The sequence below is a fragment of the Bradyrhizobium genosp. A genome (assembly GCF_049949275.1).
In the GTDB taxonomy this organism is placed as follows: Bacteria; Pseudomonadota; Alphaproteobacteria; order Rhizobiales; family Xanthobacteraceae; genus Bradyrhizobium.
In genome coordinates this window covers 1,384,291-1,396,371 of record NZ_CP188196.1, presented here as the reverse complement: position 1 = coordinate 1,396,371, position 12,081 = coordinate 1,384,291, and the positions used below count along the sequence as shown (strand labels likewise).

Here is a 12,081-nt window from a genome sequence, read left to right as displayed (position 1 = left end):
AACTTCGTAGGGTGGGTTAGCCCCGCGGATTGCGCGAAGCGCAAACCGCTCGGCGTAACCCACCTCTTTAGCTTCAGCGGAGACAGAAGTGGTGGGTTACGCTTCGCTAACCCACCCTACGCAACGAAGACGAAGCTACACCTTCTTCAAAAACACAAACTCGGTGTCGTCGTACGCCCGCCGCTCCAGCTCCTCGTACCCCTCAGGCGTCGTGAACTGCGCGGCCTTCGCTTCTTCCACCACCAGCAGCGCGCCCGGTGTGAGCCAGCCGCCATCGCGCAAGCTCGCGAGCGCCTTCTCCGCAAAGCCCTTGCCGTAGGGCGGATCGAGGAACACCAGCGAGAACGGCTCGACGGGATGGGCTGGCCCGAGATCGGTCGCATCGCGGCGATAGACTTTTGTGACGCCGCCGAGGCCGAGCGACTCGACGTTGTTGCGCAGAAGCGCACGCGCCTCGGCGCCGTTGTCGACGAACAGCGTGAACTTCGCGCCGCGCGAGGACGCCTCGATGCCGAGCGCGCCGGTGCCGGCAAAGAGATCGAGCACGCGCGCGTCCGCAATCGGATCGTCATAGGCGTGCACGAGGATGTTGAACACGGACTCGCGCAGGCGATCCGCCGTGGGACGGATATCGCGCGAAGACGGTGAGGCGAGATTGCGCCCCTTCAAACGACCGCCGACGACGCGCAACCCTAGTCCTCCTTCGGCGTCAGATCGCGCTTGCCGTGATAGCCGCGCTTGGGACGGCGCGGCGGACCGTAGCCACTCGCCTCGTCCTCGTTGCGCTCGCGCGCTTCGTCGCTGCCGGTACGCTGCACCAGCACGCGGCGGCCCTTGCGGTCGGCGATCACAGCGCGCTTGGACGTCTTCTTCTCGCCGGATGCATCGCCTTCGCCCGACGATGATTTCTGCGGCACGTCGAATTGCGCGCCAGATTTCTCGATCACCTTGTCGCCGAGCTGCTCGCGCAACACGCGCGCGCGGATTTCCTCGACCTGGCCTTCGGGGACCTCGCCGAGCTGGAACGGACCATAGGAGACGCGGATCAGCCGGTTCACCTCGAGCCCGAGATGGGCGCAAACGTTGCGCACCTCGCGGTTCTTGCCTTCGCGGATCGCAAACACCAGCCAGACATTGGCGCCCTGGTCGCGCTCCAGCGTCGCCTCGATCGGACCGTATTTCACGCCCTCGACCTCGATGCCTTCCTTGAGCTGATCGAGCTGCGCCTGAGTGACGTCGCCATGGGCGCGAACACGATAGCGGCGCAGCCAGCCGGTGTCCGGCAGCTCGAGCGTGCGTGCGAGGCCACCATCATTGGTGAGCAGCAGCAGGCCTTCGGTGTTGAAGTCGAGCCGGCCGATCGAGATCAGCCGCGGCAGGCCTTCGGGCAGATTGTCGAACACGGTCGGACGGCCCTCGGGGTCGTCATGCGTCGTCATCAGCCCGCGCGGCTTGTGGTAGAGGAACAGCCGCGTGCGCTCGCGCTCCGGCAACGGCTTGCCGTCGACCATGACAACATCGTTCGGAGTGATGTCGAGCGCCGGCGAATTGATGATGCGGCCGTTGACGGTGACGCGGCCCTGCGTGACCATCTCTTCGGCATCGCGGCGCGAAGCGAGTCCTGCGCGCGCTAGCGCCTTGGCGATGCGTTCGCCGGCCTTCTTCGGCTTCGGCGCTTCTTCCCGCCGCGGCCGTCCTTCGAAATCACGCTCGCGCGCGCGATAGGCGCCACGGCCGCCGAAGGCCGGGCGCTTCTCGAAGATCCTGCTCTCATCCTCATTTTCGCGGCGCGGACGATCACCAAAGCCGCCTTCGCTGCGCGGATGCTCGTGCCAGTCGGAGCGGCCTTCGGAGCGCTCGCGCGGACGATCGAATTTCGGGCGGTCACCGCCGCGAGGGCGGTCTCCATCACGATGGGGCCGATCGAACTTGGGACGATCATCGCGCGGCCGGTCGAACTTGGGCCGATCGCGGAACGGACGATCGCCCGATGGACGATCGTCGCGCGAACGCGAGAAGCGCGGACGATCCTCGCCGCCGCCTTCGCGCTTCTGCCAGGGCTTGTCGGTGCCGCGATCGCGGCCGCCAAAATCCTTGCGCGGCCCACGATCCGGCGCCCCCCGCGAAAATTTCCGCTCGCCGTCGAATTTGCGTTCGGGGCGCTCGCCGCGAGGCGCGCGATCACCGCGATCGAAATTCGGGCGGTCTCCACGCGGCTTGAAGCTGCGCTCGCCACGGTCCTCGCGCGGCCCGCGATCCGCCGCGCCCCGCGAAAACTTGCGCTCACCGTCGAACTTGCGTTCCGGACGATCGCCACGCGGCGCATACGGACGCTTGTCGCCGAACTTCTTGTCGCCGAAACGACCGGCGGGACGCGAATCGTCGCGATCACGGCTGCGCGGCGGACGGTCGTCGCGGCCATGGGACGGACGGTCACCGCGCGGCTTGAACGGACGCTTCTCGCCATCGCGCGAGGGACGATCGGAAAACGGACGGTCGCCACGCGGCTTGAAGCTGCGCTCGCCGCGGCCCTCACCGCCGCGATCGTCGCGCTTGAAGCGGGGACGGTCGGAAAAATCGCGGCGCGGCGCATCGCCCTCCTCGCGGCGGCGGAATGGACGGCTGTCGCGGTCACCGCGAGGCGGGCGGCTGTCGCGGTCGCCCCTACCCTCGCTCTTGCCCTCAACGCCGCGCTTGGCGAACTTCTTGTCGGGGCCGCGCGGCTTGCCGCTGCGGCCGCCTTTGGCCGGGCCTCGCCGGCCGCGGGAATCGTTGTCTTTGTCGCTGTCGCGAGGCATGAATAATCTCACTCAGGGGGTGGCCAAAAAGCATTGTGCGCGCTCATTCGGAGCCGCATGCTCAGGCAAAATCAGTAAGCACTTCTGCTGAAGGCGCAGCTACTAGCAGGTTTCTTCGGATGATACGAGGCTTGAAAGCCCCCTCTTTCATGGATTTGGCGCTCAAAACGGCCGAAAATGCCGGAAAGGCGGGCGAAGTTCCGATCGGATGCGTGGTGGTCCGCAATTACGAGGTCATCGCCACCGCCGCCAACCGAACCCTGACCGACTACGACCCGACGGGCCACGCCGAGATCATTGCGCTGCGCGAGGCGGCGAAAAAGATCGGCAGCGAGCGCCTGGTCGACTGCGACCTCTACGTGACGCTGGAGCCCTGCACCATGTGTGCGGGCGCGATCTCCTTTGCAAGGGTCCGCCGGCTCTATTACGGCGCGGCCGACCCCAAGGGCGGCGCGGTCGAATCCGGCGTGCGGTTCTTTGCGTCGCCAACCTGCCACCACGCCCCGGACGTCTATTCCGGGGTCGGCGAGAGCGAGGCGGCGCGGCTGCTCAAGGAGTTCTTTCGCGAGCGGCGTTAACCGCCTGCGAAAAACGCCCGCAGCGCCTTCGCGGTGACGTCGGGGTTCTCCTCGGTGAGGAAGTGGCCGGAGTCCACCGGCTGGCCTTCGACATTGGTCGCCCATTGCTTCCAGATGTCGAGCGGCGTCGCGGCGGCCTGGGCGATGCCGACGCCACCCCACAGCGCCAGCATCGGGACGGTGATCTTCTTGCCGGCCTCGAAATCGGCCTTGTCGAGGTCGTAGTCGATATAGGCGCCGGCGCGATAATCCTCGCACATCGCATGCACGCGGGCGGGATCGCGGAACGGCGCGATGTAGTGCTCGAGCGCGCGCTTGTCGATTGCATCCAGCGTCTTCGACTTGGTCTGGCTCGCCATCTTGAAGCGCAGGAAGAATTCGCCTTGGCCTGCGATCAGCGTCTCCGGCAGCGGCGCGGGCTGCGCGAGGAAGGTCCAGTGATAGATCTTCAGCGCATAGGCGCGGTTCATCCGCTCCCAGTAATTATAGGTCGGCAGGATATCGAGCACGGCGAGTTTCGACAGCCGGCCGGGATGGTCGAGCGCCAGCCGGTACGACACGCGGCCGCCGCGGTCGTGGCCGGCGAGCGCGAAGTGGACGTGGCCGAGTTGCTCCATCGCCTCCACCATGGCCTTGGCCATCGCGCGCTTGCTGTAGGGCATGTGCAGCGCATCGCTCTCGGGCATGTCGGACCAGCCATAGCCCGGCAGATCGGCGATGATCAGCGTGAACTGGTCGGCCAGAAGCGGCGCCACGCGGTGCCACATCACATGCGTCTCGGAGAAGCCGTGGAGCAGCAACAGCGGCGGCCCCTTGCCGCCGACGCGGGCGAAGATGCGGCCGAACGAGGTGTTGATCCATTCGGAGGCGAAGCCGGGATAGAGGTCGGCGAGATCGGACATCGGTTTCTCCCAACTGTCGTTTGGCGGTGCCTGGACAAACAATGTCGAAAACAACCCCATGCACAGTAGCTAAGTTCAAGTCCTGCCTGCACATTTTCAAAATGCCGACGGGCGCGGCCTGTCTTGCGCAGCGATCGGAAAAAACGCCGTCAATTCCTGGCCTTCTCCGCTTCCACCGCCTGCCAGCCGATGTCGCGGCGGCAAAAACCCTCCGGCCAGTTGATGCGGTCGACGGCCTGATACGCGCGGGCCTGCGCTTCGGTCACGGTCGCCCCCAGCGCGCAGACATTGAGCACGCGGCCGCCATTGGCGAGGACGGCGCCATCCTTCGCAACCGTGCCGGCGTGGAAGATCTCGACGGTATCGACCTTGGCGGCCTCATCGAGCCCCTCGATGCGCGTGCCCTTCTGAAAGTCGCCGGGATAGCCCTTCGCGGCCATCACCACGGTCAGTGCGGATTCCGGATACCAGCGCAGATCGAAATTCTTCAGCTGACCATCACATGAAGCCAGGAACGCCGGCACGATGTCCGACATCATGCGCAGCATCAGCACCTGGCACTCGGGATCGCCGAAACGGACGTTGAACTCGAACAGTTTTGGGCCCTGTGTCGTCAGCATGATCCCGGCATAGAGAATGCCGCGGAACGGCGTGCCGCGCTCCTTCATGCCGGCGACCGTCGGCAGAATGATCTTGGCCATGATCGCGTCGTGGACCGCAGGCGTCACCAGCGGCGTCGGCGAATAGGCGCCCATGCCGCCGGTGTTCGGCCCGAGGTCATGGTCGAACACGCGCTTGTGGTCCTGGGCGGAGGCCAGCGGTATAGCGGTCTCGCCGTCGCACAGCGCGAAGAAGCTGATCTCGCGGCCCGCTAGAAACTCCTCGATCACCACCTCGGCGCCGGCCTCGCCGAAGGCGCCCTCGAACATCATGGCGATGGCATCCTCGGCCTCGCGCACGGTCTTGGCGACGACGACGCCCTTGCCGGCGGCAAGACCGTCGGCCTTCACGACGATCGGCGCGCCCTGGCTGTTGACGTAGTCGCGCGCGTCCCTGGCATTGGTGAAGCGCTTGTAGGCGCCGGTCGGAATGCCGAATTCGGTGCAGAGCGCCTTGGTGAAGCCCTTGGAGCTTTCGAGCTGGGCGGGGATCTTGCTCGGCCCGAACGCCTTGATGCCGGCAGCGGTGAGATCATCGACGATGCCGGCCGCCAACGGCGTCTCCGGGCCGACCACCACCAGCTCGACCGCATTCTTTTTGCAGAAGTCGATCACGGCGGCATGGTCGGCGACATCGAGCGCCACGCATTCCGCTTCGCGCGCGATGCCGGCATTGCCGGGCGCGCACCAGAATTTGGTCACCAGGGGAGAGGCTGCGATTTTCCACGCCAGGGCATGTTCGCGGCCGCCGGAACCAAGCAGGAGAATGTGCATCGTAGGCTCGGAATGAGGAGTTTTGCTGGGGCGGAGGTCGCACAAATCGGCGCGGGTCTCAAGGGGGTGTTACCCCGAACTCCCCGCCATTCCGGGACGGCTTGCTCCGCAACTCCCTTCTCCCTTGCGGGAGAAGCCGCCGTAGCGACGACGGCCGCTAAGGCGCTTTCCTATAGTGGCATACTGACGATGAATCATTGCGTCCAACACCTGGAACGCCATTCTTTAGCTGAGCGGCTTCGCGGGAAGCATGAAGCTTCGCGGGCTTATTCTCCAAGGGCGCTAATACGATGGTGCGCGCTGCAAGCCGTTATCGACGTACGCTCCTCCGATACCCTCCAAGCGGAGATGCGCAGCGTTTCTCCGGTTATGCGCTTAATCCGCTCTGCGAATTGTGGGCGCACCAGTAGTGCGGAGCCATGGCCGCGTATGGCGTCATCAACGTCGTCGACGCGAAAGCCACCTTCGCGCCACCAGACAGTTCGCAAAGCAACCTCGCCGGATGAATCCCGATAAACAAAGGGCTCGGTCCTACGAGATTCAAGTCCTATAGATTTTGCTGCGCGCGGGCAGAGAGTCAGTCCCCAACGTGGGACGGACCCGGCTATGCTCTCATCGATCCTGACAACGCCGCCAGGCGCGGCACCCTTGTAGAGAGGATAGAGCGAGCCCAGAACTTCCACCCGAGGAAGCTTCTGCCACGCCTGTTCCAAATCTTCACTTGGCTTGCTCTCATGCGATGGCACGGTGAGCCGGTCCGCTCCCAACCTGTCTGCAAAACGGCGTCGCTCGAAGCGAGAGACCGAGGCTAGGCAGAGCCATCCGCGCATGTGGTCGCGCAACGTATCCTGATCATTCGCTTGTTTTGCCCACTCTCCCGTGGGAGCAGAACTTGTGAAAAAGCCTGGGATCGCCGACCTATGGAAGCCCGGCTCGCGACTTTCCGGAATGACTGTGTCAGTAGAAAAGTTAAACGCCCCGGTCTCATGCAAAAAATACAACGACTTGGCGAGGTCGAGCTGCCCGGCCAAGGCTATTTCCCCCGCAGCCTGACGTACGGCCAAGAGCGCTGCCATTGCCATCGGCCGATGGTACTTCAAGCGCAAATCGAGCCGTGAATAACGCTGCTTAAGCTTCTTCGCGACCTCGGGTCCGAATGCTGCTCTTCCACCCATTTGGGCCATTAGAATGGCCGTACGTCGGCGAAGTACGTTTTGGGCGAAGGGCGAGCAGTCGGAGAGAAGTTCGAGCGGAAATTTGAGGCCCCAAGTCCAGCTATAAGGGTCATCCGTCCAAAGGCCCTCGTCGAACGCAGAAAAGCCAATGGGCTGCTCGTAATCATCCGCGCCTTCATCTGGCGGAAGCTCAATCGAATAAAAGGTTGGCAACTCCCGTTGCACCCGCTCCACCTGGACTTGCCAATAGCCCGCTAGACCTGCCACAGAACGCTGGACTGCCAGGTCGCGACTGGTAGACCATCCCTGAAGTTGCGGTGCGATTGCATCGCGAACGCCCTGCACGTCTCGACACTCCCAAGCTATGCGCGTCGCCTGGAGTTCACCTTCTCCTCCTTTGCACCACAAATCGCACACTACCTTCGCCGTGATCGGAGCCCCGGCTTCTAGCGATGCTAGCTCGCGCAGTCCGACACGTGCCTGACATTCCAAAATCCCGATTTTGAGTTCGAGCGCGCGCTTGAAAAGATCTCCAAGGAGTGTCGCCGTGCCTTCGGCATCTGCAGCGTACTGAATATCGTGCCCCGACTTGTATTCACGAAATTCTCGCAGTAGCTGCGCTAAAAGTTCCCATAACTCCGCGTCTGAGGCTCTTGGAATAGTTAGGTCGAGGACATCGAGTAGGTCAGGCAATAGCGAAGCCAACCATTCCCTTCCCTGGCTCAGATCAAGACAAAGCTCTTCGAAATTTTCCTTACGCGCGGCGTCACCACGGAGCGCAACCTCAACGCCTCGAAGCCTCGCTTTGGCTCCACTTTGCCAACTTCCCCAAGAGCCCTCCGTCGCCATCTTGCCTTTGATAGGCTCTATCAGTTTCGCGGCCGCATCTGGCCTTCCATGCTTCACAGCTGCCGTGGCTGCATGGACCAGAATCCTTTCGTCCTCGCGCAAAATAGGATGCTGCACTAACAACGGTTCGATCTCTTTGAACGACCTTCCCTCCTCTGCACGTTCAAAGGCCGAGCTGATGTCCCAGCTTGAGTAAGCGGTTCCATCCTTTAATTTCTCGTCCAACTCTTCGAGCGATCGCACGTTATGAAGCTTGTCATCATTCGTCGACCCGTGCTTCACGACCTCCGGATCATCTTGCCAGCGAACTGCCATGTTCGTTTCGATCGATCGTCCACGCGCCGTTGCCTTTTTCGCGATGTTCTCCATGATCGTCGAGCGACAACTCAGATGACCATCGATCGCAGCCGCGCTCAAACCTAGCGTGACAACAAAATCGACTTGCTCATCCGGAGCCATCTCGACAAGATCGGCCAGCATTTCCTGGCCGTGTTCAGATGCAAACGGCAGCGCCAACCGCGCAAAAGCTACAGCCGCACACGCGGCGAGCTGTGTGTCCCGCTCAACGGCACCGCGAGCAATGCTTTCGACGATCTTCGACCAAGCCGTCAACCCCGCATTTTCGATTTGATCAACCGTTGCGTTAGCCAGAGACACCCCGCCGACGGCTGCCCACCGGACAATGGAGTTTGCGATGCGTCCCGCCGCGCCGTCTCCCTCTGTCTCGGACATTCCAGCAACTAGTCGTGCCATCACAGCGACCCGGTTGGGAATTCCTGTGTTGTCCTCGCGACACGCCCTTTCAAAAACGTCGCGCCACAATACGTACTGCGGATCCTTCTTGGCCGGCAGCGCATAACCAAGACCTTGCTCGTGAATGCCGGCCAAGAGCCTCTTAGCCCGCTCGGGTTCACCGAGCCGCCCAAAACCTATCGCCTCTTCTGCTACTTCGGCGAAATATTCACCCGGTGTTCTCTCGCCACCGACGGATCCTTTCCAAGTGATCCTAGACAATGCGGCACTGCGGTCTTTCTGAAACTTATAAGTTGCAACCGCGAAGGCGCGGCGGAATGCAGGCAAATGCAAATTGTCTTTTTCGGAACTCAAAACCCCATCTATATAGTCAGCAACCTGAGTCAGTATTTCGTTACCAAGATGTGCAGCTGTCTCGGCAATAGCATAGGCCGCTGCCGCCAATCCGCCATTGATACGCCATCGCGCCTGATCGTATTCGCTGCCAGACGAACTCGCTTTTCCCAAAAACGTTACAAACGTCTTGATTTCCGCAACCGCGTCACCCGCCTTACTCTTATTCCGCACGTAATCCTGCCCGTTGTACCAACCGAGCCGCTCCAGCCGCGATTGGAGACCTTTGACAAGGTCCGCGTCCACCACGTCCGCGATCTTCGTTGTGATCCCGAGAGCAGAAGCCACGGCCGCATGTCGAAAAACCTCTCGGCAGTCGTAGTCGAAATTGTCTCTGCCAGAGTAATCTCTCTTGAGTTCCGGCAGCCCAGTAGGGTCAAAAAACGCCGCTGCAAGGTCGAGCCATTGTCGCTTAAGACAAATCGCGGCTGCGCCGAGACGCGCGTCAGACAACAGCCGCTCTTTTTGGTCCAGCAATTCGGTGAAGCGACGTTTCGCTACGTCTTCGACATCGTCTGCGTCCGCCGAGCGCGCGGCAACAAATCGCAAAAGGGCCTGGTACTCTGCTGCAACTCGGTAAAGGTTACCAATTGGCTCAGCCTCAAGGGACGAATCTCTCTCGAGAACCCAACGGGCGACTATGAACAGAAGCTTAGCTCGCAAACTTGCGATATCAAATTCATCGCGTAGGCTGTTGGGGCCCTGACGTAGCCGGTCGATGGATGTAAGAATTTCCGATGGTGATCGGAATAGCGCAACGCGTTCGGCCCATTCTGAAAGCTCGCGGTTATCGGAGAATCCATCTATCGATTCCGCGCCAAGTAGTTTGGTGAGAGGTTCATGATTCTCAAACATGCGCCGCGCATCGTCGGGACGACCTTGAGCAAGCAATGCCTCAACGACATCGTAGGCCTTGCCAATCGACAGATGAGCACCGTCCGCCTCGATAAGCCCTATTGCGCGATCGAGGTCATCAACAGCGATGTATGCGTCGATCAGTCGGTCAACGCCCAGCGCGTCAGCCCGCATTTCAAGTTCATGTCGAGCTAAGATTAATTCGACGAGCCGCTTTGCGGATTTCGTAAAAGCCACCGCGATGAACGCGAGCCGAATGTCGTCAGAAATCGCGCGCGGGGCACGACCTTCGATGAACTGTTGACGGAAACGAACGGGCTCGCAGAGCGCGACCACCGCCTGATGATCTTCCGCGCGCGCCGCGTAACGCAACTCCATCCAGCGCTGTTCATCGCCCGCTGTTGCCGCCCGCGCCATCGTGGCGAGCTTTTGATATCGTTCCTTTCTTAGCGTGGGAGCAGGCTTATCGTGTCGCTGCGAGGTTGCCTCGCGCAGGAATAATCGAAAGCTGTTGTGGAAGATCCTCCATTCGTCATCGGGAGTGCGGAGCAACAGGTGTTTGGCTGCATCCCACGCTTTGTCAACTGAACGAGTATCGACAAGCCCATCCAATGAGGCGACACGGATTTTGCCCTCGACAAGCGCGAGAAGCGCCAGCACCTCACGAGAAGGCTCGTTTCCTTCAAGATCTCGCCACGCCCTCCGATAAAAATTTTCGACGTCTCCACCGTACTCGGGCCCGCTTTTGAGCCAGTTACTGCGCTCGTCTTCCGTGAGGGCGTTTCGTGCTCCCTCGATCAAGTACCGCGCTGACAGCGGATGACCGAGTGATCGCTCAAAAATGATCTCGGCATCCGAATCCTCGCTCAGCCCGGATACTTTGACGAGGCGGAACACTGCTTCACGGCTTAGCGCTTCAACCGAGATCAACCGTTCTGGTCTAGACGCTTGGCTATTGACCTCAGGCGGCATCCCCTCAAGATCGAGCTTCTGCGTGCCGAGAACAAACAGAACGCCTGCCGGCAGACTGATGGGTAGAGGCAGCTCGTTCAACAAAGACCGTTCTGGTCGCTCTTCCCGGGGGACGTGATCGAGACCATCGACGACGATAACTGTACGCAGTCCTTCCTTCTCGAAACGAGCGTTAGCTTCCAAGAGAAGTTTGGCGAGCTGCAAGCGAAGCTCGTCGAGCGTTGTGCCGGTCACTAGAGTATGGCCAAGCCCGGTTCGCTTTAATTGAGCTACAAGGTCATGCAGGAAATCAGAGGCTTCCGCGCGGCCGAGCTGATGGCCTTCATTTGGCATGAACGCGAGGTAGCGAATGACCACGGCTTGTGGCGTCGGCAGCAGACCGGTTTGTAGCAACGTTGACTTGCCGCAACCCGGCGGTCCGACTAGGGACAAATATCCACAGTCAGTAGCTGCGAGCGCCAACTGGAGCTTGTCCTGAGTCTTGCGGTTAGCCTGCACCAAGGCGTCCGTTGGAAATGTGTGGCCATGGTGCGGACTGAAGGGGTCGCTCCAATTCAGGCGACGTAACAATTCTTCAAGAGACCAACGATCCTTCTCTCCCTCTTCAGCGATCAAACGCGGAAGCAAGGCCGAAATATCTGCTATGCGCCGTCTATCTAATGGTGTCTGCCCCCACGCGTCAGTCCTGCGGCCCTGGCCGGAATCCAGAAATCGAACGCTTGACAGAAACTCAATGAATCTCGCCGGCTCTAATCCACTTGCACCTATTAGTTCAGAGATAAATTGGCCATATGCCGAAGCAAGCCACTCTTCCAGAGACCGTGAAGAACGGTTTGCCTCCAAAGTCCGCAAAAAGGCGGAAGAGGATGGCCCAGCGCTCGACTTGTCGATGCTATCGTCGTCGGCAGGAACATCATCGCAAATATATTGGACTTCAATCGACAAGTTCTCCTTGTCCTTGAGTTTCTTCCAGACCGCTACCAATGACGCGAGGAGGGCGTTGCTTCCCAGCATCAAAGTTCTCACGTTGAATTTTTTCGGCTTTGAACTCGTTTTTACCTGATGTGCAATGACGCGCTCACTGAGCCCCAGCACGAGATCGTCGAAATTCCCCGCCGACCGATCAGCCAACCCAACCCACTGCAGCGTTCCGCTTGCGATTGCTTTGTGGATTGCGTACGCCGCAAAGTCATATTGCGGTACATATCCTCGCTGCGCGCGTCGCTCGCCTTCGCCTGAGGCGACCGCAGTTCTTACCTTGCCCATAGCAATGCCCAGGAGCTCGTGATTCAAAAAAGCGAATCAACTTACCATTGTGGCGCGGTCGCGCTATCGGCACGAAGGTAGTCGATTCTCGCAGAATACCTCCAATA

Annotated in this window: 6 protein-coding genes; 1 reads left to right on the top strand and 5 read right to left on the bottom strand. The window is 60.9% G+C overall.

Annotated elements, in window-relative coordinates:
• Positions 1 to 135: 135 nt before the first annotated feature.
• Together rsmD and ACP2YP_RS06370 are read right to left on the bottom strand one after the other, a co-directional pair.
• Positions 136 to 690, bottom strand: coding sequence for a 16S rRNA (guanine(966)-N(2))-methyltransferase RsmD (rsmD, locus tag ACP2YP_RS06375; RefSeq protein ID WP_426423061.1), 555 nt, complete (start codon positions 688 to 690; stop codon positions 136 to 138).
• A 2-nt stretch (positions 691 to 692) separates the two neighbouring features.
• Positions 693 to 2,798 carry a pseudouridine synthase gene (locus tag ACP2YP_RS06370; RefSeq protein WP_426423060.1) on the bottom strand — a complete coding sequence of 702 codons (2,106 nt, stop codon included), beginning with the start codon at positions 2,796 to 2,798 and terminating at the stop codon, positions 693 to 695.
• 119 nt (positions 2,799 to 2,917) lie between these two features.
• Here ACP2YP_RS06370 and ACP2YP_RS06365 point away from each other — a divergent pair, with 119 nt between their 5' ends.
• Positions 2,918 to 3,376, top strand: coding sequence for a nucleoside deaminase (locus tag ACP2YP_RS06365; protein ID WP_092230031.1), 459 nt, complete (start codon positions 2,918 to 2,920; stop codon positions 3,374 to 3,376).
• Here ACP2YP_RS06365 and ACP2YP_RS06360 read toward each other — a convergent pair.
• The 3 genes from ACP2YP_RS06360 to ACP2YP_RS06350 form a co-directional block, all read right to left on the bottom strand.
• A complete protein-coding gene (locus tag ACP2YP_RS06360; protein WP_426423059.1) occupies positions 3,373 to 4,278 on the bottom strand; it encodes an alpha/beta fold hydrolase in 906 nt (301 codons plus the stop codon). The two genes, ACP2YP_RS06365 and ACP2YP_RS06360, sit on opposite strands and share 4 nt — an antisense overlap.
• Positions 4,279 to 4,427: 149 nt before the next feature.
• On the bottom strand, positions 4,428 to 5,711 hold the full coding sequence (purD, locus tag ACP2YP_RS06355; protein ID WP_426423057.1) for a phosphoribosylamine--glycine ligase: 1,284 nt from the start codon (positions 5,709 to 5,711) through the stop codon (positions 4,428 to 4,430).
• Between the two features lie 266 nt (positions 5,712 to 5,977).
• Positions 5,978 to 12,001, bottom strand: coding sequence for an AAA family ATPase (locus ACP2YP_RS06350; protein WP_426423055.1), 6,024 nt, complete (start codon positions 11,999 to 12,001; stop codon positions 5,978 to 5,980).
• Positions 12,002 to 12,081 lie beyond the last annotated feature (80 nt).